This window comes from Oceanobacillus aidingensis, assembly GCF_042654105.1.
GTDB classification, from domain to species: domain Bacteria; phylum Bacillota; class Bacilli; order Bacillales; family Amphibacillaceae; genus Oceanobacillus; species Oceanobacillus oncorhynchi.
In genome coordinates this window covers 32,437-56,468 of sequence record NZ_JBHSFT010000044.1, presented here as the reverse complement: position 1 = coordinate 56,468, position 24,032 = coordinate 32,437, and the positions used below count along the sequence as shown (strand labels likewise).

Annotated in this window: 26 protein-coding genes and 1 pseudogene; 21 read left to right on the top strand and 6 right to left on the bottom strand. The window is 35.7% G+C overall.

Annotated elements, in window-relative coordinates; translation table 11 throughout:
- The first annotated feature begins 9 nt into the window (after positions 1 to 9).
- The 10 genes and pseudogenes from ACFO3P_RS16340 to ACFO3P_RS16295 all read left to right on the top strand — a co-directional run bounded on the left by ACFO3P_RS16340 (position 10) and on the right by ACFO3P_RS16295 (position 9,130).
- On the top strand, positions 10 to 1,437 hold the full coding sequence (locus tag ACFO3P_RS16340; RefSeq protein WP_289585223.1) for an aspartate ammonia-lyase: 1,428 nt from the start codon (positions 10 to 12) through the stop codon (positions 1,435 to 1,437).
- Between the two features lie 278 nt (positions 1,438 to 1,715).
- A complete protein-coding gene (locus tag ACFO3P_RS16335) occupies positions 1,716 to 2,129 on the top strand; it encodes an NUDIX hydrolase (RefSeq protein WP_289585239.1) in 414 nt (137 codons plus the stop codon).
- 488 nt (positions 2,130 to 2,617) lie between these two features.
- Entirely contained in the window at positions 2,618 to 2,794 is a 177-nt protein-coding gene (locus ACFO3P_RS16330; protein ID WP_354005228.1) for a CPBP family glutamic-type intramembrane protease, read from the top strand.
- Between the two features lie 159 nt (positions 2,795 to 2,953).
- Positions 2,954 to 3,958, top strand: a complete 1,005-nt coding sequence (locus tag ACFO3P_RS16325) for a S66 family peptidase (protein WP_289585222.1) — start codon at positions 2,954 to 2,956, stop codon at positions 3,956 to 3,958.
- A gap of 149 nt (positions 3,959 to 4,107) precedes the next feature.
- Positions 4,108 to 4,482 carry a MerR family transcriptional regulator gene (locus ACFO3P_RS16320; RefSeq protein WP_289585221.1) on the top strand — a complete coding sequence of 125 codons (375 nt, stop codon included), beginning with the start codon at positions 4,108 to 4,110 and terminating at the stop codon, positions 4,480 to 4,482.
- The gene (locus ACFO3P_RS16315; protein WP_289585220.1) at positions 4,483 to 5,625 is read left to right on the top strand and encodes an MFS transporter; all 1,143 of its coding nucleotides are present in this window, start codon (positions 4,483 to 4,485) and stop codon (positions 5,623 to 5,625) included. It begins immediately after the preceding gene.
- A 522-nt stretch (positions 5,626 to 6,147) separates the two neighbouring features.
- Positions 6,148 to 6,827: pseudogene (locus tag ACFO3P_RS16310) on the top strand (MerR family transcriptional regulator); the annotation flags it as partial.
- Between the two features lie 82 nt (positions 6,828 to 6,909).
- The gene (locus ACFO3P_RS16305; RefSeq protein ID WP_289585219.1) at positions 6,910 to 7,806 is read left to right on the top strand and encodes a DUF2268 domain-containing putative Zn-dependent protease; all 897 of its coding nucleotides are present in this window, start codon (positions 6,910 to 6,912) and stop codon (positions 7,804 to 7,806) included.
- 119 nt (positions 7,807 to 7,925) lie between these two features.
- Positions 7,926 to 8,420 (top strand): acyl-CoA thioesterase/BAAT N-terminal domain-containing protein, encoded by a 495-nt coding sequence (locus ACFO3P_RS16300; protein WP_289585218.1) that lies wholly within the window; start codon positions 7,926 to 7,928, stop codon positions 8,418 to 8,420.
- Positions 8,421 to 8,482: 62 nt separating this feature from the next.
- Complete coding sequence (locus ACFO3P_RS16295) at positions 8,483 to 9,130, top strand: acyl-CoA thioester hydrolase/BAAT C-terminal domain-containing protein (RefSeq protein ID WP_289585217.1); 648 nt, start codon at positions 8,483 to 8,485, stop codon at positions 9,128 to 9,130.
- Positions 9,131 to 9,334: 204 nt separating this feature from the next.
- Here ACFO3P_RS16295 and ACFO3P_RS16290 read toward each other — a convergent pair whose 3' ends face one another.
- Positions 9,335 to 10,744 carry an aminotransferase-like domain-containing protein gene (locus ACFO3P_RS16290; protein WP_289585216.1) on the bottom strand — a complete coding sequence of 470 codons (1,410 nt, stop codon included), beginning with the start codon at positions 10,742 to 10,744 and terminating at the stop codon, positions 9,335 to 9,337.
- A 284-nt stretch (positions 10,745 to 11,028) separates the two neighbouring features.
- Between ACFO3P_RS16290 and ACFO3P_RS16285 the strand changes: the two genes are divergently transcribed.
- The 4 genes from ACFO3P_RS16285 to ACFO3P_RS16270 all read left to right on the top strand — a co-directional run bounded on the left by ACFO3P_RS16285 (position 11,029) and on the right by ACFO3P_RS16270 (position 14,224).
- Positions 11,029 to 11,646 (top strand): LysE/ArgO family amino acid transporter, encoded by a 618-nt coding sequence (locus ACFO3P_RS16285; protein WP_289585215.1) that lies wholly within the window; start codon positions 11,029 to 11,031, stop codon positions 11,644 to 11,646.
- A 92-nt stretch (positions 11,647 to 11,738) separates the two neighbouring features.
- Complete coding sequence (locus tag ACFO3P_RS16280; RefSeq protein WP_289585214.1) at positions 11,739 to 12,341, top strand: hypothetical protein; 603 nt, start codon at positions 11,739 to 11,741, stop codon at positions 12,339 to 12,341.
- 330 nt (positions 12,342 to 12,671) lie between these two features.
- Complete coding sequence (locus ACFO3P_RS16275) at positions 12,672 to 13,202, top strand: GrpB family protein (protein WP_289585213.1); 531 nt, start codon at positions 12,672 to 12,674, stop codon at positions 13,200 to 13,202.
- A gap of 188 nt (positions 13,203 to 13,390) precedes the next feature.
- On the top strand, positions 13,391 to 14,224 hold the full coding sequence (locus ACFO3P_RS16270; protein WP_289585212.1) for an alpha/beta fold hydrolase: 834 nt from the start codon (positions 13,391 to 13,393) through the stop codon (positions 14,222 to 14,224).
- A 504-nt stretch (positions 14,225 to 14,728) separates the two neighbouring features.
- Here ACFO3P_RS16270 and ACFO3P_RS16265 read toward each other — a convergent pair.
- On the bottom strand, positions 14,729 to 15,958 hold the full coding sequence (locus ACFO3P_RS16265) for an MFS transporter (protein ID WP_289585211.1): 1,230 nt from the start codon (positions 15,956 to 15,958) through the stop codon (positions 14,729 to 14,731).
- A 75-nt stretch (positions 15,959 to 16,033) separates the two neighbouring features.
- Positions 16,034 to 16,606: a DUF2087 domain-containing protein gene (locus tag ACFO3P_RS16260; protein ID WP_289585210.1), complete on the bottom strand. Its 573-nt coding sequence runs from the start codon at positions 16,604 to 16,606 to the stop codon at positions 16,034 to 16,036.
- A gap of 257 nt (positions 16,607 to 16,863) precedes the next feature.
- On the opposite strand from ACFO3P_RS16260, the gene ACFO3P_RS16255 reads away from it, so the two are divergent.
- Positions 16,864 to 17,121, top strand: coding sequence for a hypothetical protein (locus ACFO3P_RS16255; RefSeq protein ID WP_289585209.1), 258 nt, complete (start codon positions 16,864 to 16,866; stop codon positions 17,119 to 17,121).
- Positions 17,122 to 17,718: 597 nt separating this feature from the next.
- Here ACFO3P_RS16255 and ACFO3P_RS16250 read toward each other — a convergent pair.
- Positions 17,719 to 18,279: a GNAT family N-acetyltransferase gene (locus tag ACFO3P_RS16250; protein ID WP_289585208.1), complete on the bottom strand. Its 561-nt coding sequence runs from the start codon at positions 18,277 to 18,279 to the stop codon at positions 17,719 to 17,721.
- 223 nt (positions 18,280 to 18,502) lie between these two features.
- Positions 18,503 to 19,036, bottom strand: a complete 534-nt coding sequence (locus ACFO3P_RS16245) for a hypothetical protein (RefSeq protein WP_289585207.1) — start codon at positions 19,034 to 19,036, stop codon at positions 18,503 to 18,505.
- Positions 19,037 to 19,121: 85 nt separating this feature from the next.
- Between ACFO3P_RS16245 and ACFO3P_RS16240 the strand changes: the two genes are divergently transcribed.
- The 5 genes from ACFO3P_RS16240 to ACFO3P_RS16220 all read left to right on the top strand — a co-directional run bounded on the left by ACFO3P_RS16240 (position 19,122) and on the right by ACFO3P_RS16220 (position 22,399).
- Positions 19,122 to 19,904, top strand: coding sequence for an MBL fold metallo-hydrolase (locus ACFO3P_RS16240; protein WP_289585206.1), 783 nt, complete (start codon positions 19,122 to 19,124; stop codon positions 19,902 to 19,904).
- Positions 19,905 to 19,962: 58 nt separating this feature from the next.
- Positions 19,963 to 20,286 (top strand): MazG-like family protein, encoded by a 324-nt coding sequence (locus ACFO3P_RS16235; protein WP_256706074.1) that lies wholly within the window; start codon positions 19,963 to 19,965, stop codon positions 20,284 to 20,286.
- 31 nt (positions 20,287 to 20,317) lie between these two features.
- Positions 20,318 to 21,319, top strand: a complete 1,002-nt coding sequence (locus tag ACFO3P_RS16230) for an alpha/beta fold hydrolase (RefSeq protein ID WP_289585205.1) — start codon at positions 20,318 to 20,320, stop codon at positions 21,317 to 21,319.
- A gap of 41 nt (positions 21,320 to 21,360) precedes the next feature.
- Positions 21,361 to 21,765: a VOC family protein gene (locus tag ACFO3P_RS16225; protein WP_289585204.1), complete on the top strand. Its 405-nt coding sequence runs from the start codon at positions 21,361 to 21,363 to the stop codon at positions 21,763 to 21,765.
- 88 nt (positions 21,766 to 21,853) lie between these two features.
- Positions 21,854 to 22,399, top strand: a complete 546-nt coding sequence (locus tag ACFO3P_RS16220) for a ClbS/DfsB family four-helix bundle protein (RefSeq protein ID WP_042533529.1) — start codon at positions 21,854 to 21,856, stop codon at positions 22,397 to 22,399.
- 212 nt (positions 22,400 to 22,611) lie between these two features.
- Here ACFO3P_RS16220 and ACFO3P_RS16215 read toward each other — a convergent pair whose 3' ends face one another.
- Positions 22,612 to 23,307 carry an ArsR/SmtB family transcription factor gene (locus ACFO3P_RS16215; protein ID WP_256706078.1) on the bottom strand — a complete coding sequence of 232 codons (696 nt, stop codon included), beginning with the start codon at positions 23,305 to 23,307 and terminating at the stop codon, positions 22,612 to 22,614.
- Between the two features lie 91 nt (positions 23,308 to 23,398).
- On the opposite strand from ACFO3P_RS16215, the gene ACFO3P_RS16210 reads away from it, so the two are divergent.
- Positions 23,399 to 23,875 carry a DinB family protein gene (locus ACFO3P_RS16210; RefSeq protein WP_256706079.1) on the top strand — a complete coding sequence of 159 codons (477 nt, stop codon included), beginning with the start codon at positions 23,399 to 23,401 and terminating at the stop codon, positions 23,873 to 23,875.
- Positions 23,876 to 24,032 lie beyond the last annotated feature (157 nt).

Sequence of the window (24,032 nt, the reverse complement as noted above, 5' to 3'; positions counted from 1 at the left end):
GAAGTGTATATGATGAATAAAACAGGATTTAGAACTGAAAAAGATTCTTTAGGACAAAAAACGATTTCTCAGGATGCTTATTATGGCGTTCAAACGGTACGTGCTCTTGAGAACTTTCCCATCACGGAAATCCCAGTTCATAAAGAGCTGATTCTCGCGCTCGCCGAGGTGAAAAAGGCAGCGGCACTGGCCAATATGCATACTGGAATGCTGCCAGAATCTATTGGGGGGGCAATTGTAAGCGCTGCCGAAGAAGTGATGGAAGGAAAACTATTGGATCAGTTTGTCGTGGATTCCATTCAGGGAGGAGCAGGCACCTCCATTAATATGAACATGAATGAGGTGCTGGCCAACCGTGCTTTGGAAATATTGGGAAAAGAAAAAGGCGACTATAATTTCTGTTCGCCTAATACCCATGTCAACATGTCCCAGTCCACCAATGATACGATACCAACGGCATTAAAAATAGCTTCCTATCGCATGGCTCAGGAATTGATAGCGACCTTGAAGCGATTGGAAAAAGAACTGGTGAAGAAAGAAGCAGAATTTCAGAATGTGCTAAAAATGGGACGAACTCACCTTCAGGATGCTGTACCAATCCTGTTAGGTCAGGAATTCAGCGCTTATTCGGAAGTGGTTAGCAGGGATATTAATAGAATTACGCAGGCAGCAGAGGCAATGCTGACGGTCAATATTGGTGCAACAGCTGTTGGGACAGGCCTTAACGCCAAACCTGAGTACATGGAAAAAGCAGTAACACAATTATCCAAACAGATTGGTGTGAAGCTCCATTCAGCGAAAAATTTAGTAGATGGCACACAAAATACAGATGCTTATACGGCACTTTCAGCGGCGTTGAAAGTGTTGGCAATGAATATGTCCAAAATTTGTAATGATTTGCGTTTGATGGTATCCGGACCAATGACAGGTTTTCAGGAAATCATTCTTCCTGCAAAGCAGCCGGGTTCTTCCATTATGCCTGGAAAAGTAAATCCGGTTATGATCGAAGTGGTCAACCAGGTTGCTTTTCAAGTTGCAGGCAATGACCAGTCGATTTGTATGGCATCTGAAGCCGGACAATTTGAATTGAACGTGATGGGGCCGGTTATTATTTTTAATTTGCTGCAGTCTCTTAAAATAATGGACAATGGCTTAGATGTGTTTACAAGCTATGCAGTAAGCGGTATAGAAGCAAATGTAGAGAGATGCCGTGAGTATGTGGAAGAGAGTTATGGCATTATCACCGCATTGAATCCACATTTAGGATATGAAACAGCTGCCAAGGTAGTTAAGCAGGCAATTGAAACAGGGCTGACTATCAAAGAAATCTGCAAGGCGCACGACCTTTTATCAGAGAAGGAACTGGATACGATTCTGGATCCAAAAGAGATGACAACACCTGGAATTGCCGGGAATGAGTTTCTGATGAAAAAATGAATATCAAAAAGGTAACTGTTATCTTGTATCTCAAAGAATGCAGTTACCTTTTTGTTTTAAATAAAGCTAAAAAGTCCCGAAGTTACTTCACGAGACTTTATCGTTAGTAAATAAGGACGTGATAGAATATTGTCCATGTTTGAATGGGTTTAGAGTAAATATTGATAACTTATAATAATCTGCTATGGTAATAATAAGGTATGATTGTTTCAAATTGGTTCTTGTAAATATAGAGATGAGTATTGTATTTCGTTTTTTATTCCGCAAAAGGAGGGAGTATTTTGAGTTCAAAATGGTTTGGTTCGGCAGGTGTATGTATAAATGAAAATGGCGAACTGCTAATGGTACTGCAAGGAAAACCCGAAGAGGACAAAACTTGGTCTGTGCCATCAGGTGGCCAAGAAAGAAATGAAACTTTTGAAGAATGTTGTATTAGGGAAATCAAAGAGGAAACAGGATATATTGCAGAAGTAGTTGATGAATTAAAAGTAAAAAAGGGGATTTATGAGAAAATAAATATTTCTTTTGAAGTTCACTATTTCTTTGTGAAAATCGTTGGCGGAAAAAGAAAAATTCAGGATCCTGATCATTTGATTTATGATATTGCTTGGAAAAGCATAGAAGAATTACAGGAACTTCGTTTAACTTTTCCAGAAGATAGAAACTTTTTATTAGACAATATATTAAAGTAACCGGTTCTATAATAGGTGAATGAAGTATTTATGAAAGATGTTTCTTTTTTAGTATTATAACTACTAATCAAAAATCACTTATCATGGAGAATCGCCTGTAAAACTCCCGCCTCAAAAAAAGAGAGAGAATAAATTTATTTAGACGGGAGATAACGAGCGCTAACTCCCTGAATCACTAAACTAATCATTCAGTGGGAGAAAAGCAGCAGATTAAGTTCGCGACGTCCTGAGCAGGGGGTGGGCTGTGATTAATCGCCCCGTCGAAGAGCTTTTGCGATTACTCGTCCCATCCGTATAGAGGTTTACGTCGGAAACTCCCACTGAATGAAGTTTCGTTTTATTCCGATACTTCAAATCTTTTCCTTTTATGTCGATATAGATATAGAAGGAAGGGAGTGCTATTGAGGAGAGGGTATATAAATATTAAAAACTAGCAAGTAGTATCAAAGAGTATGTGGAATTATACTGAAATTATCGATTAAACGCTAATGATAGTATTTTCAATCTATCACGAGTTTATTTCTTTATCTTTATTAGGAATTGTATGGTCTATTATCTATTTTAAGACGGGAAGTTTACGATGGGCTATATTCTCTCACTTTCTAGTGAATTTAGGCATTATGACTGTTCCAGTATTTTTAAATGTTTATGTTCCTCCAGTGTGAAAATTTTAAAATAATTTATAATGTGAAAGTAAATGCACTTCCTGGAATCTATATCTCAAAAAATTAACAATTGCCAAAAATTACTTAACAGAAAAAGATTCATTAATAGAAGTTAGTTAGCAATATAATTGTCATAGAATTATGAGGTGATTTATTATTATGGAACCTTTGAAAAATGGAGATACAATCGGTATATTTACTCCATCTTCACCAGCAACCGTTACAGCAAAAAAACGCTTTGAACGAGCAAAATCTTTTTTGAAAGAAAAAGGGTTTGCTCTCATTGAAGGAAATTTAACAGATCGAAAGGATTTTTATCGGTCAGGATCACCTAAAGAGCGTGCAATGGAATTAAATGAGCTATTACATAATTCGAACGTAAAGATGGTAATGTCAACTATTGGTGGGACAAATTCAAATAGTATGTTGCCGTATATTGATTATGAAGCATTTAAGAAAAATCCTAAGTTGGTAGTTGGATATTCAGACGTAACGGATATTTTACTCGCGCTTTATGCAAAAACAGGGATTACAACATATTATGGGCCAGCTTTGATTCCTTCATTTGGTGAATTTGAACCTTTAGTAAATGATACATATCATTATTTTGAAGACTATTTTATGAAAACAAATCATTTACCTTATAACGTGCCAATGCCTTCATTTTGGTCTGATGAAAGAGTAAATTGGCAAGAAAAAACTACGGAGAAAAAGCTCTATAAAAATGAGTGGATTACTGGTCAAAGTAGAGTTGCAGAGGGAAGGCTGATTGGCGGAAATGTGAATGCCATGTATGGATTTATTGGTTCATCTTATTTCCCTGTAATGAAGCAAGGGGACATTTTATTGATTGAAGATTGTGCAAAAGATGCGGCAATTGTTGAAAAAAACTTTGCTATGTTAAAAATACAGGGTATTTTTAATAAGGTATCTGGTATTATTTTGGGAAAACATGAACAATACAATGATTTAGGAACAGGTAAGCAGCCACTGGATTTATTAATGGAACAATTGGATGGATTAGAAATGCCAATTTTAGCTGAATTCGATACATGCCACACGCATCCGATGCACCCATTAGCCATTGGCAAAAAAGTGAAATTAGATGCAGGGCAAAAACAGGTATTTTGTACCGAAGATTGGTTCAGTATTGAAACTACATGAAAAAATATACAAGTTGAAAATCATCGCTTGCTGTTAAAAAACAGTAAGTCTTTTTTTTGCAAAGAAATCCAAAAGAAAAAGTAATTGACCCTGACACGGTGTCAGGGCTTATGATGATATTACTTAAGAAAAAGAAGGGGGGCAGACCAATGAAAATCGGTGAATTGTCACAGGAAACAGGAGTAAGTATTCGATCATTACGATATTACGAAAAGAAGAATCTAATACGTCCTCCCCGGAAGGAAAACGGGTATCGGGAGTATGAGGAATCAGATATTGAAACGGTAAAAGCTGTTCAATTATTTTTAAAGCTGGGAATGAATACAGAGGAGATCTACCACGTTTTATCATGTGGTGATTTTCAGTTTGCTGGAAATAGAGAGTGCGCTCAAGATGCTATAGACCTCTATTCGGAAAGGTTAATAAGTGTTCGTGAACAAATTAATCATTTGCAGGAGATTGAATTGCATTTAGAAAAATTGATGAAGTATTGGAAAATGAAAAAAGAAGAAGGTGAGGGTTAAGTGAATTATCGGCTTCTTATACTCGTACTTGGAACATTCATTATCGGGACAGACGACTTTGTGATTGCTGGCTTGTTACCGCATATCTCCAATGATATGAATGTCACGATTGCTGCAGCAGGTCAACTGGTTACTGCCTTTGCAATTGCCTATGCTATAGGAGCACCTCTTTTTGGAACCTTAACAATGAATTTGCCTTTAAAAGGGTTATTGGTTGTATCCATGCTGGTATTTGCGATTGCGAATGCACTCTCTGCCATCGTAGCTTCTTTTGAAATGCTTTTTATTACTAGAATATTGGCTGCTTTGGCAGCAGCGATATTTACTCCTTTAGCAATGACTGCTTCTGCCAGCTTGGTGTCTGAAAAAATGAGAGGGAAGGCATTATCATTTATATTGGCAGGTATAACCATCGGTTTAGTTTTAGGAGCGCCTATCGGAACATGGATTGGTAATGCAGCCACATGGCGCTATTCATTTATTTTTGTATCTGTTATTTCGTTTATTACAGTTATCGGAGTTTTTCTATTTTTACCTAAAATGAAAAGGGAAGGAGAGATGACGATTCGAGAAAGGTTAAAAGGATTTAATAAGGTTATTCTGTTAACCTTAGTTGTAAATATAATTGGTACTACTGGCGGCTTTATGACCTATACCTATATTGCTCCAATTATTACGGGGATTACCAATATGGAGAATATCAGTATTTTTCTAATGTTATTTGGGATTGGAGCACTCTTTGGAAACCTGATAGGCGGATACTTTACAGATCGAATTGGTTCTTCTAAAACACTCATGCTGTCTCTTGGAGGATTTGCAGTATTATTGGCCTCTTTCTCCTTTTTATCGTTATTAAATCCATCAACACTTGCGGTTATTATGGTATCCATTGTCGCCATTTTATGGGGCGTTCCTGGATTTGGGATGAATCCTGCTCTTAACACCTTTCTTATATCATTGAATCCAAAATCAGCGCAAATGGTTTTATCCTTTAGTGCATCCGCGCTTTATATGGGAATTGGATTAGGTGCATTTGTAGGAGGCGGTGTAATTAGTGTAAGTTCGGTTAATTATGTAGGAGCTGGGAGCGGGATATTGGTGCTTATTGCTTTGTTGCTGTTTGTTATGATTCATAAAATTTGACGGTGATAGCAGAGGTAAAAAAACCAATAACAGAACTTGATAAATTTGACTTAATATTTAAAACAATTAATATAGATGATTTTGAAGCTATAAAATCTTTTACCAATATAAATGCAAGTAAAAGCAGACAGTCATGAATTTTAGTAAATAAAGTTCTTGGCTGTTTTTTATATGTATACAAGAGGTGATTAAAACACAAGCGAGAAATAATGGTCAGTATACAATTATTTCTCGCTTGTAAAATATTTAGTTGTATATAATTACGCCATAATTTTTCGAGAATGATTAGCAACAATAATTAACAAATAGCTGCCAGTAGGGAAACAATGGTTTGTGGAAGATAGAAATAGGGCGGATCCAGTTTATAATTTCTGATTACTTGAAAATCAAACTAAAAATCATAACCGACATAAGATGATTTAAAGAGCGCCCGTTAAAAAATAAATTGAGTAATAAATTGATATTTCTATTGACTTTTACGGTGCGTAAGGCCTCATAGTACTAAACAAGGAGGTGCTAAAAGTGGCAATGAGAGTAAAGGAAGTGACTGATTTAATGGGTATTAGTGCTCGTACACTGCTTCACTATGATGAGATTGGTTTATTGACTCCAAAAGAAACTACCAGTTCCGGTTATCGATTATACACAGAAGAAAATATAAAAACGCTCCAGCAAATTTTGATCTTTAAAGAGTTGAGTTTATCTCTAAAAGAAATAAGAAAGATTATTTATAGCCCATCATTTAACCAAGGGGAAGCATTGCTGTTTCAACGGAAAATGTTGCTAGAGAAACAAAGTAATATCGATAAAATGATAAATACGATTAATAAAACCATTCAATACATGTCAGGTGAAATAAAGATGACAAATGAAGAGAAATTTGAAGGCTTGGCTTTAGCTATAAAGCCTACGAACAAGAAGCTCGTAAACGTTGGGGAAAGGAATCTGTCAATCTTGTAAACGCGAAATTAAAAAGAATGTCAGAGGATGAACGCAAAAGTTTATTGGAAAGGTGGGATACGATTTTTAATAAACTTGCGGTTTGTCATGATTTTTCCCCTGAATCTCAAGAAGTACAAGCCATCATAAAAGAATAGTATGATTTCTTAAATGAAAATTTTAGGAAGAACTACTCTCTTGATGAATTTTATGGATTAAGTCAAGTTTATATGGAAGATAAACGCTTTATACCAAACATTGATTAATATGGTACAGGGTTAACAACACTGATGAGCGGTGCAATAAAGGTCTTTACAAATAATTAGAAATAAAAGGGTGGTTACAGTGAAAATAATAATAGAAAATACAATGAAACAATATGAACAGTTATTCTCTATGGAGGAAAATAGAGAAAATTACTTTCGATACTCTATGATGAAGCCTTTTGAAAAGATGTGGAATACGATTAATGTTCCATTAAAGGCTAAAGACCCTAATGGGTATGATGTCATAATAGCTACAAATATGCTCGGTTATCTTGATGTATCTGAAACGCAAACAGGAAAAAAGGCATTGGAGAATTTAAAAGATATTCAAGCACTTGAAACAGCACGTAATACGTTGAACGATTGTGTCCAATTTATAGAAGAAAATAATTTAAATATAAATACGGACGAATTAAGATTTGGAATGTATATAGCAGATCCGAAAAAATTAGAATTGCAGAAGGGTTATTGCGGATTCGGTGGAATTCCGGGATTTATCCAAGTGTCTATTTACCCCGATTCCTATAATACTCCTAAAATTCCAGCAGTGATTGCCCATGAATTTAACCATAATATCCGCTTTTCGTATTTTGATTGGGATCATGGCAATGTTACGGTTGGTGACTATTTAATCATAGAAGGATTAGCAGAATCATTTGCTAAAGAGCTTTATGGAGAGGATCTTTTAGGACCTTGGGTTACCTCCTTTGATAAAGAGGACTTAGCGTACTCTACCGAGGTAATGAAAGATGCGTTAGATGTTAAAGGTTTTGCGGAAGTTAGCAGCTATATGTTTGGAGATAAAATTGCAGTGGAGCAAGGATACCAGCCTGTGGGATTATCCCCATTTGCCGGTTATGCCGTTGGATTCCAAGTTGTACAGTCTTTTATGAAAGAAAATAACATAGGAATTGCTGAAGCAACCCTGCTGAGAACAGATGAAATAATAAACCATTGCGGATTGTTCGATAAATAAAAATGGATGACTGCCTCGGGATAAAAGTGAAAACAATCTACTATTAGTCCAAAATAATTATTTAACCAATAGTTTTCATTGCTTTACTGTAAATTGTACAACAGGAAAGGAGTGAAATAATGGAACTGCATAAAATTCATTTTTCAGCCAACAGTAATTTAATAGATTCGCAGGTGGAAATCAGTATGAGCGGACTTTCTCCATGTGAAATTGTAATACTTAAAGCTGAAATGCAAGATAACTTTGGGATAGATTGGGAATCCTGCGCTGTATTTGAAGCGGATACGGAAGGAAGAGTTGATTTAATGACTGCCCAACCTATTTCAGGAACTTATTCTGAGGCTGATGCGGCTGGTCTTTTTTGGTCTATGTTGCCCAACTCAAACGCACCATCAAAAAAGCAAATACCTTTAAACCCTTTGGAAGTAAAATTAATATTGAAAAGACAAGAAGCATTGTTGGATGTGTTATCTTTGAAGCGGCATTTCGTTTTGCCCGAAGTTAAAAGAATACCGGTACGTGAACAAGGAATAGTCGCAACATTGTTTTCCCAACCAACATTGTGCTTGGGAGATCAGAAGGTGGTTTACATGAAGAAAATGCTGCGCTTTTAGCTTCATATGGGTTTAATACACTTGCTTTAGCTTACTTTGGTATGGAATAATTACCAGATGAGTTGGTTAATATTTCAGTTGATTATATTGAAAAAGCAATAAATTGGTTGGGCAATCAACCAAATGTAGATACTAAGAAAATTGGTATGGTTGGAACATCAAAGGGTGGGGAACTAGCTCTATTATCAGCTTCTATATTTCCAGCGATTAAGGCGGTAGCAGGTTATGCACCAAGTTCGGTTGTTTATCCTGGAATTAGTCAAAATAATAGTAGTTCCTCCTCTTGGAAATATAAAGGCGAGGAGTTGCCCTATGCAAAAGGGAAAGCACCTGAAAAGGTTGGGAGCGTCTATAGGGAAAAGTATATAAAAAGAAGAGCATATCATTTTTCAGGACTGGTATTTCCATTTGACGGAAGGACAAACGAATGCCGAAATCAAGAGAACATAAATGGTCCTGTGCTCTTGATTTCGGGTGGTGATGATCAATTGTGGCCGCCAGATATAATGTCTGATAGAGTGATAGAGCGTTTAGGACGAAAAAATCATCCTTATTATTATGAACATGTAACCTACCCCGGTGCAGGACATTATTTTGTTGCTCCTGGAATGCCGACGACTGATTCAGATAAGATTGCTTTTGCTTCGGGCTTCACAATGTTGCTTGGGGCAAATCCTCATGATAATGCTGTAGCTCATGCTAAGGCTTGAGAAAGCATCAAAACATTTTTTGGAACATATTTAATCGGGAATGAAGAGAAACGATAGACCTAAAAGGAGTAACCTTTTCATAAAGTGAATCCGTTAAGGCTATTAAACTTGTTTTTAATTGTTTGGATAGGTGGAAAGTCCAGACAATCATCGTGTTGTAACCTAACCGTTTTCCCTTCATGAATAAATGAAGTTACTGACCTATTACCTTATTCTTTCCATTATATCTTTTAATTTTCTAAAAATTTCATCAATTTGCGCTTCATTAATATAAGAATAGGAAAACCGAATATAATCGGCTGCGCTGCTATCATAAATCTCTCCTGGTTGGATCAGGATATTTTCTTTGATTGCTTCATTAAAAAGTGTTTTTACATCCAGCGAAACATGCAGCTTAAACCAAATATAAAAGGAACCATCCGGTATATCCCATTCTCCGTAATCTGATAAATACGTTGTTAAAGCCTTTAGAAACAAGTCCCTTTTATACATTAACTTCTTTTTTAATTCTTTGATATGAGATTCATGATAGTCACGCAGCCACCTTGCAGCAATATGCTGCGAAATAGAACTTGCGCCATAATCATTTTGCATTTTTAAGTCCGCCAGGTGTCTGATGACATTTTTATCTGCTACAATCCAGCCAATTCTCAAGCCCGGACTTACGGTTTTAGAGAGGCTGCCTAAAAGCAATACGTTATCGCTGTTTTTTAATGCTTTCATTGGTACAAGCTGTTCAGAGCCAAACCATAAATCAGCATAAATACCATCCTCAACGATAGGGATGCCATTTTTTTGACATTGATTTATGATTTTCTGTTTTTCCATTTTGGTATAGGTGTTCTGCGTCGGGTTATGTAACGATGGAATACAGTAAAAGATACTGTTTTGATAGTCACTCCCAGCTTTAAATAAATTATTTATGTTCCGTTTGATGTAATCAATGGTTAATGGAGTCATTCTGGCTCTAATATTATGCCATGTGCGGACGGAATGAATATAGGATGGTGTTTCAATAATAATTTTTGATTGCGGTACAAGTAAGCCATCAGCAATCAGTTTTAACCCTTGCAAAGCCCCGGAAGTGACACAAATATTATTTATATCACATGCTACTCCTCTTTTTTTCATATAGTTAACAATTTCTAATCGAAGCTCTAATTTTCCTTTTGGTTCTTCATAGTTTGTCGTTAATTTATCTTCTTCGTCTTGCTTTATAATCTCTTTAAATAAATGGTTGGGTATGAAGTCAGGCGCTAACTCTCCAGTCCCCAGCCGTATGATGTCTTCATCAAATTCTAATTCATTAATCTTTTGAATATAGTAGTGATTGTTTTTAGACAAACTCTTTCCGATATAATCTTGCCAGCGAATATTACTTGTTATGTAAGTATTCCATTTATTTGGAGATACAAATACACCCTTTTTCTCTATGGTATCTAGTACACCGTAGCTTTTGAGAATATCCAAGGATTGCACGACGGTTGATCTGTTGACATGATAATATTGCGCAATTTCTCTTTGGGAGGCTAGTTTTTCTCCTGGTCTCAATTCTCCTTCATTTATTTTATGAATAATATCATCAGCGATTTTTTTATATTTGAATCCGCTCATCTTATCTCTCGTTTCTGGTTGGATTTTTATTTTTAATCTGGCAGGTTTCTTTATTTTAATCCTAGTATAACATACATATTTAAGGAGGTATTTTTAGTGTAATCATTAAAAAAGCTTTATGTTTTAAAGGGGATAGAGAAAGAACGGAATCCAATATGCAAAAAAGATTCCTTATGATAATGTCTCTTCTGGTTGGTAATTTGAGAAATTGTTTTGATGAAGAATAAAAGATATTAAGGGGTGCTTCCTTGTACACCAAATCATAAAATGAAAGAAGGGAAATGATGATACAACCTGTCATTCATGGTTTCATACTCGCACTAGGGCTCATACTCCCTTTAGGTGCTCAAAATGTATTTATTTTTAATCAAGGTGCGAATCATAAAAAAATAATCGGTGCGCTTCCAGTGGTCGTAACCGCCGGTCTATGTGATACATTTTTGATTGTTTTAGCAATCTTGGGTGTTTCGCTCATATTAATGTCGCTGCCCGCCTTACAAATTTTCATTTATACGGTTGGCCTTATTTTCTTAGTCTATATGGCTTGGTCTCTGTGGAACGAAAAGCCTGCAAGCTTAAAAAAGTATGAACCGATGAGCGCAAAAAAACAAATTGGATTTGCTTTATCTGTATCCTTGCTTAATCCGCATGCCATTATGGATACGATTGGAGTAATTGGTACCAGTGCTGCCGTTTATTCTGGCACAGAGAAATTCCTATTCAGTATTTCTACAATTGTAGTGTCCTGGTTATGGTTTATTTTCCTGGCGATACTCGGGAAATTAATCGGATCTATTGATAGAACGGGGAAGTATATCATCATATTAAACAAAGTTTCGAGTATTATTGTTATTATAGTGAGTTTGGTTATAATGAAGAATATCATCACATTGGTTTTTTAATGAGGAAAGTGGAACCCGCTGTAAGATGAGTATCCGACATTATCTTCATGAAAAAGAATGACCAAAATACGGGTTAAAAAAGGGGAGAAAAAATGAAAAGATTATTTAGGATATTAATCATCGGATTGTCGACATTAGCTCTAGCTGCCTGCAGCCAAATTGCTACGGATGCAAACAGCCTTTTTGTCAGTGAATTAACAGAGAAGGAGGACGCCATACTTTCTATTGCTTCAGATAAATCATTTGTATTTGATTTCCATATAGATAGTGAATATAAAGAAGCATCTGTCTGGATTGAAAAATATGAAGCAGGTAAACTGGTTGATGATCGATTAGCTCATCTGACAACAGAGGTTGAGCAAAGCGGTTCCATTATTGTTACACTTTCGGAAAACACAAATGAAAACAATAATAGCTTTAATATCGGAGTTGGTACTGATGAGAACTTGACTTCAATTAATGTCTCAGATACAGATTTAATCGGTTTAGAGAGCATGGCGAGTGTATGGGGAAGTACTTCGGAAAAGGTAGCTATAGACAACGGTGAAGCCGTATTGGCAAATATTTCGTATTCTGATGATGAAAACGGGATGCATTCACTTACAACCGATTTTTTTGAAGATGCGGCGGGACATATGAATGAACTTGAAAAATATGATGTTGCTTATTTACTTAAGGTTGAATTTGTGAAGTAGATGATAGTAGAAATTAAAGAGCGGAATAGTTGAAAAATTATAATAGCAATAAACTTTGACGAAATGAGCCATCGAAGCGCGATTTCCAGACTTAAATTTTGATTAAGGTTGCTATCTCAGGTTTTGATGGCAACCAATTTTCTAATAATATATATTAACAGCTGCTTATGTAATCTCTGATGGTACTGTTTCAAACTCAATTTACCCATGCCTTTATTAGAAGTGACTGGGAGAACAAAGAAATAACTCCAATTAAACTTAATGATTTACCGTTTTAATATAGTAAAGTTGCAAGGTAGGTATTCATATCAAAATGCGAGAGGTGAAAACGTGAATTTAGGTTTAAACAGTGATGAAGTGAGATTAGTAGACTATACACCTGAGTGGAACGACGAATTTATTAGAGTGAAAAATAAGCTGCTAGAAAGCATAACTCTTGACGAAAATCGTATTCAGCACATTGGCAGTACAGCAATTAAGGGGATGGCCGCAAAGCCAATCATAGATATATTAGTGGGTGTTGATGATTTGAATAGGGTAGATAAAGCTTTATTTAAAGATTTTAGTAAATCGGGTTTTTTAAGGTTGAAAGTGGAGAGGCCGGGAGAAATTGTATTAGCAAAATTTACTGATGACACCTATAAAGTAAAAACCCATTATATTCACTTGGTTGAATATCAAAAGAAGCTATGGAACAATTTAATTTTCTTTAAAAATTATTTAAATTCAGATGAAGCTGCAAGAAAACATTATTTAGAGATAAAGTTGGAGTATCTAAAAATATCTTCTACAGGAGTCAATGATTATACTGATTTCAAGGAAGAATTTGTTAAAGAAATTTTAAAAAAGAGAAAGGGTTAAACACCGAATAAAAATGTTCGAGTGATTTATACTATAACATGTTTTTAAATAACTAAAATAAACATCTAATCTCTGCAGAAATGATTACTTATTGTTGAGGGTTGAAAGGGCTTTCCTGAATATCGATTTATTAATAAGGTAAACGCATGATTTGTTTTAAACTAGATCAGAGATGAGGGATGAATCGTATGTGGAAGCAAGGATTTATTGAAACAGAAAGAGGTATTTTCGAGTATTTTACAGCTGGTCAAGGGGACCCCTTAGCTATCGCACATTTATATATGGCTTTCGACGAACGCGGAAATTTATCAGCAAACCCTTTTACCGAACATTATAAGGTTTACTTAATTAATACGCGGGGAGCAGGCAGCTCTGTACAAGCTGAAAATGAAAATCAACTTAGCATGAAAGAGGTTATAAAAGATTTGGAAGCTATTCGAACAGCTTTGAGTATTGAAAAATGGGGATTTGCTGGTCATTCAACAGGTGGAATGCTGGCATTGCAATATGCGATAGAGGCACCAGATGCTTTAACAAAAATAATTGCAGGCTGTACAGCAGCAAGTAAAGAATATGCTGCGCATAAAAACAGCATTTACTGCTCAGAAAATAAGCATTTTTCACGAATAGTTGAAATCATGGAGTTATTGAACAATCCTGATACAGCGCCGGAAGAGCGTCAAACATTAGGATATGAATGGACATTAATGTCTTATTATTCAGAAGATAAATTACTTGAAGCAAAAAAACATCCAAATAGCGGTCGAACGGTTGGAGAAAATCTGGATTATTTCAGAAAAGTAGAAGTGAAAAACTATGATCTTCGAAATCAATTAAACAATGTAAATGTACCAGCTTACATATACTCTGGGAGATATGATGCGCAATGTCCTGTTGAGTTTGGTGTTGAAACCGCAGAACTTATATCCCATTCCCAATTAACTGTTTTTGAGGAATCAAATCACAATCCGTTTATTGAGGAGGAGGAGAAGTTTAAAGCGTTTGTAAGGAGGACGGTATAATTTTCTAAGGAAGATATAGAAGAATTCCATGGAATATAAAAGAGAACGAGGTATTTATACGATTTGTGAGCATTTTGAAGTGATTCATGTAAAAGATGAATGAAGGTTTGCTTCGTTAAATGATGTGGCAAATCCATATATAAATAATAATAGAAAGAGAATCACTAAATGATTATGAAATTAAAAATAAATATAGATTTCAACGTTGCCTTATTTTCTTCGAGGATTAATAAGGCATGAATATAAATCTATCAGCGTATTGGAAAATAAATGAATCCAACCAATTTATTTCTATCTGTGGAGAAGACGATAAATTGCCCTTTTATCGAGGTTTCTGGAAAACATTTTCTTTGATCATATTAATAGCTATTCCGGCTGTTTTTCTTCTTTTTTCGGTAGCTTTGGGGCTTGGTTATTTGTTTCACTAATTCCGGATGTGTATGTATAAATAATTTCCTAAAAAAGGTGATAGATACTCGTCTTGTATCAATATCACCTTTATCATTACCTGAAATCTAATCTTTTTAATTTTCGGATGGAAGCACGAAAATCTACACTTCTAAATGCTAAAATAAAGATGAATGCAAAAAGGATATAGGTCACGCCAACGAGAAAAGAACTTTGCAAGGGGGAAAGCCATTCTGTTAAAAAACCTGCCCCAATCATCGCGATACCCATGGAACTATTCTGAAACATGGATAACGAACCAAATAAAAATCCCCGTTTAGAAGCAGGAAGTATTTTCATCAACACCGTATCAAAGCAGATGTCACTTATTCCTCCTACAAATGTTATAAATATAGCAAGCACGAGAGCTTGCATAAAAAATCCTGATTGGCTGAGTAGTAAATGACCTGTGCCCTCCAGTAAAATCATGAAAACTCCTATTGCAATATATTTCGCGCGAATCCATTTAACCATTGTCGAGCTTAAGACAAAGCCCATTCCTAAGGATGCATAAATGAAACCAACTCCCAAGTCACCTTTCTCAAATACTTCTAATGCAATCAGATTAAATATGACATTGTCCACGCCATTTGCAAGCGGCATGAGCAGCATAACCATTAAAAATACACGTAATAAAGCAACTTTTATAATTAGAAATCCACTTTCACGCAATGAAGATTCTGCAGCTTTTATTTTTGAACTTTTGGTAATGTTACTTTTTGTTAAACGCCTTATTAAAATCGCTGCTGCGATTAGACAGATTGCATGAAGGGAAAATAAAACGTTCACATTGGTTAAAAAAGCAATGATTCCTCCAAGCATTGATCCGAAAACAAGTGTTATCCCTACGACATTCTGCTCTAACCCATTAACGGAAACCAGGTTTTTCTTTTCGACAATATCCGGAATAAGCGAAAAACGAACGGGTCTATACACAGCCTGCCCGCTGGAGATAATAAATGTACTAAGATATAACAGCCACAGCTGCTCTGTTATTGCTCCCAGTATCGGAAGTAATGCGAACGGTGCTCTCAACAAATCTGTCCAAAATAATAATTTGGCCTGGTGAAAACGATCAGCCAGATAACCGCTGATAGGAGCAAATAGAATGGTGGGTAAGACCAGCAGAGCCATAAGTATTCCTAATGCAATTCCGGATTCTGTTAATAGATAAAGGAGCGCAAAGGAACCGACTTGAGCGAATCTTCCACCAATCCCATTTAAGACAGAGCTCCAGAATACAATTTGATAGTTGGGTTCTTTTTTTAAAACATGAAAAACAAGCAAACTATCTCCTCCAGTAAAATAGATGGATATCTAAATAGATAAACATCTAATTAGTTATTTAAAAAAATAGCCTGATTAAACAGGCCACATATCAACCGGATTAAGTTCATAAATATTATTTTGGCGATACATAAAATGTGCCATCACAAATTCACGCCGAATCGTTGCATAATCTGGATGATATTGTTGAATATGTTCATTGATTTCTTTTTCTTGATATGTTTTTCCGTTTTCTAAACCACGCAGCATATATTCTAAGAGAATCAGCTTTTTCTTTCTTTGAGCAGGCAATGACTTTAATCTTCCTTGATGATCAATGAAATTCTGAATAACCATTGCTTTTTCTTCTTTTGTGATATCAAACTTTCCAAACATTTCATCACTCCCAATTCGAATAATCTCCTGCGCCATTCGTTCCAGTTTATCTTTATTTAAGTAAAAATAAATCGTATTTTTATCACGTCGTTGATAAACCACATCAATTTCTTTTAATTTTGTTAAATGGTGCGAAATGGTTGGCGGTTTCAACCCTAATTTGCCTGCAATTGCTTGACCATGGAGCGGCCCTGATTTCAATAAGCTAATAATGCGTATCCGGGTTTTATCTCCAATGGTTTTGTGAAAATGAACGATTTGATCTAGTTGCATCATTTTGCCTCCTCATCTAATTAGATTATAATCTAATTAGATGGATATAAAAACCCTTTTATTTAAATTAATATTTAGAGGCAGGGCAGTTTTTACCCAAAAAGCATTCGTACTCCCAAAGTATATTGTAATATATATGTAAAAATAAGTTAAATACATCGAATTGGAATTCATTTTATCACATAAATGGATTATACTTGTTAAATAAAGGTAAAAAAGGAAGAATATGCCGTGAATAACCGAAGGAGTTAATGAAGTTGGAGAAAAGAAAGAATGGTATTTTTATTTTTTTAGGAATTTGTATTTTAATCGCGGGAGGATTTATTGGCGGCGGTCTCAGTGGTGGGGCAGACAGCATCAATCAGCAGGATGAAGAAACAGATGATTCGTACAGGTTAATTGTGCAAGAGGGGACGCTTTATATGTATGATACGGTCACAGGGCAGGTTTGGAGAAAAACAGATACTCCTGATTCGAAGTGGGAAGTGGATGAATCCCTAATTGACGATTATTGAAAACGAATAAATCAAGCGTATATAATTATTGAGAAACGCAAATTGAAAATAATCAACCCTATTTAGAAAAATAAAACAACATTTCATGAATAAGGAATCTGCTTAATCGTTCGATAGCATGTCTAAGCAGATTTCTTATTCATTTTTTTATTCGTATATATGAGAATAGCAATTGCTGTTATAAAAAATAAAAAGAAGAGGATAAAACCTGCAAGATATTTATCCAAAATAATAGTAAAAATTAAAATGGCCAGACCGGAAAGAATAAAGCAGACTTTAGATAATATATTTAAAACGGAAAACATAATTGAATACTCCTTTAAATCGTAAAATAATAATCAAAAAATATCGATACTCCTGATGGGTTATTACCGTAATTTCAAAGTCATAAGTGTATGAAGGGCATTCCTTCCATGCTACTGTTCTGCTTGAATAAGATATAAATATACTTATTCGAAAGGATACTATACTTAAAAATTAGTGTAAAGCGTTCTAATAATAGATATCTTTCAAGTTTTTTAACGTTATCCGGCTTATCGCAAAACACGCCCTATTACGGAATAGGACGTGCCCGTGTAGCATTTCATTTTAAAATATTTACTTAGAATTCATATAATAAATCAGATTATCAGCCCATTCATCAGACTCATAAATAAATTTTTTTCTAATACATTCATAGGTGAACCCCACGCGTTCTGCTAGACGGATAGAAGGTGTATTATCTAAGTTTATATGAGCCTCTACTCGATGAAAATGAAGATTGTTAAAAGCAAACTTTAACCCTTCGTTGACAGATTCTTTGCCATAGCCGTTTTTCCAGAATTGATTATGGATTCGGTATTCTAAAAATCCCCATTGAAATTCGCGCCTCATAAGCGTCCAAAATCCAACCATACCGATGTGTTTGGAATCTGACTTGCGAAAAACGCTTAAAATATATCCTTCATCCTGCATAGCCAGCTGTTCGTGCCTCTTCACTGCCTCATTAAACTTTTCTTGTGTCCAACCGTTCAAGTCCATTTTGGGACTGTCATGTTTATGCTGTTGAGGAAGGGTATGACGGAAGCCTTCCAGCCATCTGTCATAATCCCGGCTCTCCAGCGGCCGTAATATTAATCTTTCCGTTTCTGAATAAAGATTTTGTTTTTCTGTTTCCAATGCGACATCTCCTTAGCATGATTTTTTCCAAAGAATATCTCCGCTCTACTTTTTTGATTTAATTTATTTGCCATAAGACATCACACCTTTCAACTAGATTATGTATTTATCATACCATTTTTTATTACAGAGTGAGAGGGCATATTACAATATACGCAAAATGAGCTTTGTTCTAAACGCTGTTTAACGTGCATCATAATGTATTTCTTCAGTAAAAATGAACTTATTCCTCTACACTAACTTCAAAGTCGAAAAATTCGTCCATTATCTTTTCTAATTCCTCTTTATCAATATTTGCTCCATCACGTATAGTTAGATTAATATGGAGATTTTCATCTATATTTGCTGCATAAGTAACATTCTGATCCATGCCGTTCTCTTTTAAATAATTTTGAACCATCTCGGTAATATTCATTTCTAATATTTCCAATCTTGCTTCTTCAGTCGACGTCTGTTCAATTTCGATTGTGTATTTATCTGCTAAATCATATTGCTTCAGTTTATCTAATATATCTGAATGAAATTCTTCTATATCCACCGTATCCGGATTGATATCAAAAAATAACACGGGATTCTCTCCATCATCATGCCCGCTTGATGCAGCATGTATATCGTAATTTTCAAATGTATAATCCAGTATTTCTTCTGCTATAATTTCATCCTCCTCTCTTTCTTCCAAAGAAAAGTTGTTAGAAAATATAGTAATGATTACGATAAAAAGAAGAATTCCTGAAAATATAATTATTTTTTTCTTCATATAAATAATAGCAGAGGGGAAATAGAGTGTCTAAGTCATATTTTCTGATAATATAGTATTAATAGTCTGAGAGGGAGGTAATGTTATGTTAAATGATCCATGGTTTACCGTTCGAAAAATAGATGAAAAAACATATGCCATTAGTGAGCTTGGTCATTGGGAAAAAGTGCATTCATTTTTGCTTATCGGAGACAAAAAAGCAGCTTTAATTGATACTGGCTTAGGTATTGATAATATCAAGCGAATCACAGATCAGCTGACGCCTCTGCCCATTGATGTTATCACGACGCATGTACATTCCGATCATATTGGAAGTCATGGAGAATATGACCGGATATTTGTTCATGAAGCGGAAAGAGATTGGCTTGTTCATGGCATTGTAGGGTTGTCATTAGAACAAATAAGACAAAATACAGCAAGGGATATTACGATTCCTGTGCCAGAAAGCTTTGACCCGAATACATATAAACCCTTCCAGGGTGAGCCAACTGGAATTTTAAAAGACGGTGATAGGGTGGAGCTGGGGAACAGAACATTAATTATCTACCATACTCCCGGCCATTCTCCAGGTCATATTGTGATTTTTGATGAAGAGACCGGATATTTATTTACAGGGGACTTGCTATATGATGAAACTCCAATCTATGCTTTTTATCCGACAACCAATCCGGCAGACTTAGTAAATTCGTTAGAGAGGCTCACGCAAATAAATCATGTCTCCATGATTTATGGAGCGCATAATACATTGGGACTTCTTCCTGAAATTTTAGATGAAGTTAAAAATGCAGTGGAGTATTTACGGAAGCATGATTTTGTGCGATTTGGCACGGGAGTTCATACTTTTCATAGGTTTCGTGTGCAGTTTTAACTTCGAATATCATTAAGAGGGAAGGGAAATTCAATAGCTGAATCAAGGAGTGTAAAAAATGAATGTAACTGAATTTCAACAATGGGTAAATAGTTATTACCAACATAGAGGCTGGTCGGAATTAGATATTTTCATCCGGATCGGTTTTTTAGCAGAGGAAACAGGAGAAGTAGCAAGAGCCATAAGAGCACTGGAGATTGGCAGGGACAGACCGGATGAGATAACGGAATCAATTGCCGAAAATAGAGATGCTTTAGTAGAGGAATTAGGAGATGTACTGGGGAATGTTATCGTTATCGCCAATAAATATAATATCTCTTTGGAGGAAGTATTTCAGTCTCATAAAGAGAAGCTCTTAGAGCGTTATTCTGCGGACGGATAATATCGTATTTTATAAATAAGGAGCTGTCAACATGCAATCAGCGTATACGGAAAACAAGGAACACAATAAAACAATCTTAAAGGAATATGTAGGAATCAATGGTGCAAAGCAAGGGATCATTGTAGAATCTTTAAATCAAAATAAACCATTACTTTTATTCTTGCACGGCGGGCCCGGGTTTCCAGCTTATCCCGTCAATAAAGCACATGGGGTAAACCTGGAGCAATATTTTGATGTGTGTTATTGGGACCAGAGAGGAACTGGAATGTCGTATGATGCGGAGACAGCAAAAAAAGGGGTTATGGTGGAGCAGTTAATTGAAGATACAAATGAGGTAACAAATCATCTAAGAAATAAATACGCACGGGATAAAGTGTTTCTTCTTGGTCACTCCTGGGGCAGCTACCTGGGCAGTCTGGCGGCGCAAAAACGTCCGGATCTTTTTTATGCGTATATTGGAGTGGGGCAGATAGGTTCTCAGCTGGAATCAGAAAAAGAAGCCTATCAATATATTTTAAAAACGGCAAAGGACAGGAAGGATAAACGTGCTGTTAAGCAAATTGAAAATGTGACTTTTGATGAAAAATTTTATGAAAATCGAACTTATGGCGCTATCAGGACTAAATTTACCGAGAAGTATGGCGGGGGCTTTAAAAGAGAGGGTTACTCCAATCTGGAAAGGTTGAAGCACGTTTTTTCGTGTGCGAATTATACATTTAATGAACGAATCAATAGTTTTAAAGGGGCTGTTTTAGGCTGGCAGTCACTGGGGCATGTAATGGCCGCCGCAGATTTAGCAGAGCTTGTTCCCAAGCTTCCGTTGCCTGTCTTTATTCTTCAAGGCCAGCATGATTATCAAACAACCTACACACAAGCGAAACGTTTCTATGATTCCATCGAAGCTCCGTTCAAGAAAATGTATACCTTTGAAAATTCCGCACACACGCCTTTTATTGAAGAACAAGTGCTATTTTATCAAATTATTGAAAATGATATTTTGCCTGTGGTTGAGGAAGAGATCTATTCTATTTAAATCGTGTATTCAAATAAAAATATTAAAAAGCAGGTGGCAGTATGAAATTTAATAATTTTTCAGCAGTGCAAGTAAGGATAGCCAGACCGACAGATAAATTTGATGAAATAATCAGCTTTTACGAAACGGGTGTAGGTTTAACAAAAATAGAAGTATTTGAAGGAGACAGAGGGATTAAGGGAGTTATCTTCGGATTGCCTCATACAGACTATCATTTAGAATTTACATCTCATCAAGACGGAAGCCCATGCCCTGCACCTACGAAAGATAATCTGCTGGTTTTTTATATAGAAAATAAAGATGAAATCATGCATGTCGTAAATCGTTTAGCCCAAATGGGATATAACGAAGTAGAGTCAGAGAATCCCTATTGGAAAGACAAAGGAGTTACCATCGAAGATCCAGATGGCTGGAGAGTCGTTTTTATGAACCGCGCCTATGATTAAAATGAGATGTGTTATTTTTTAGAAAATTAGTAAGCTATCCTACCTTTCATGCTGATGTTAAAATGTAGTAAAAGAGGAGGTAATTATCATGACAGAAAAGAACGGGAAGGAAATTCTTTTAGCAGAGAGCGAACAGAATTTTAAAGCGTTATTTGAAATCATTGAATCTATACCCCCTAGAAAAAGAAGTATGACAATAGAGACAGAAGAAAGAGATAAAAATTTTCGGGATGTATTGATGCATTTATATGAATGGCATGCCATGCTTGAAAGATGGTACAGAGAAGGGATGGATGGAGATACGCCGTTTATGCCGGCACCAGGTTATATGTGGAGAACAATCAAGCCGCTTAATATGCAAATTCGGGAAAACTATCAGGATGTAACGATGAATCAAGCCATAAAAAAATTGAAGTTAAGTCATCATCGGGTAATGAAGTTGATCCAATCTCATACAAATGAAGAAATTATGACGAAGAAATATTATAAATGGACAAAGACCAGTAATTTATATGGATATTTTGCTGCGAATACTTTCAAACATTACATATGGGCAATCTCCAAATGTGAAGCTATTGCAAAGTCGATTAAAGAAGGGGAAAATAGCTTGAATAAAAGAAGAATAATTAGGTAAAGATTTGAGAAGGCATACTGGATATACTTCAGAGGACATGGCTTATACAATAATCAAGAAGAGCGAAATGATTTTCTTAAATAATTAATGTGCACAGCGTACATCACAGCGCTTTATAATGCTGATAACTGGGAGAAATAAAACATCATTTGAAGTAAGCCGAATTTGCGACAGCTCAAATGATGTTTTTTCCCATAAGGCTATAGGATAAATCAACCCAACTTACTCGTATCCATACCAAAGGATTTCTCTAATCCTTTTATTCCTGTATCAGTAACTTTTACAGCACGGCCAGGTAATCTCTCAATCCAGCCTAAATCAAACAATTGAAGTAAAATGGCATTTCCGAGAGATCCTGCCAGGTGATAACGTCTTTCACTCCAGTCCAGACATTTTCGGGCAAAGTGTCTTCGTTTTTGTCGTAAAGCATCCAGGTCGATTTTAAAGCTGTTAAAGAATTCTTCTCCAGCCTTCGTTACTATAAAAACGTCTTGATCTTCCACCACATATTCTTTTTCTACCAAGGCCTCTGTTATTAATACACCAAGCTTACCTGCTAAATGGTCATAACATGTTCTGGCAATTTGAATTTTTTCAGAGCGTGAAAAATCCTTCAACGAATTCACCTGGGCAGACGGAGCAAGAACAGTCAACATTTCGATTGCCTGAGCAACCTCGGCGTTCGCAATTCGAAAATAACGATGCCGGCCATGCTTTTCCACGCGAAGTAAATTTCCTTCTACCAGTTTTGATAAATGACCACTTGCCGTTTGCAAAGATACATTTGCCCTTTTTGCTAATTCGCTTGCAGGAAGTCCATCAAGATCAAGAAGAGCTTCTAACATCGCAGCTCTTGATGAATCAGCCATTAGTTTTGCAACATATGAAAAATCAGGTCTGCTGCCCATTATTATTCCTCCCAAAACATTCATACTTCGATTATAGCCGAAGTATCTGCGTGCTACAATAGGTTATACAATATGACAGGAGGATTATGAAATGAATACAAATGAATTGATTACTCTTAATTTTGAAGAAGTCCGGCGCAGAAGCGAAAAAGTTTGGAGAGCAATCCCAGAAGAATTGCTGCAATGGAGACCTGATGAAAATGCAATCAGCTGCTCTGAAATGATTAGGCATGTATTAGAAGGGGAGTTTCTCTATCATCAAATTATCCTTGGCAGAGGGAGTAGGGCGTTAACCAATATATCTAATCCTTTTGAGGATAGAGTATTTACAACAGTGGATGATGAATTGGAATTTGCTAAGAAGTACCGCAATGAATTTATTAAATATATTAAGACAATACATATAAATGATTTAGAAAATATTGAAATTGACCGTTCAGATGTTGGTTATAAAAGAAAACTGGGCGATATGTTATTGCGGATTGCATATCATGAATCTGTGCATACAGGACAACTGTTAAGTTATATGAGAACAATGGGGGTAGAACGCCCTAATATATGGGATTAATTTTTTTCTTTATTATGATAGATTATAAAAAGCTGTTTTAAGTTAAAATAAATTACCAATCATTTTAAAACCATTCATGTATCTCATCAATAGAGCACGCAATGGTTTTTTTATGAAATTAAACAGTTGTACATCGGAAAAGCTTTTCATCAGCTTA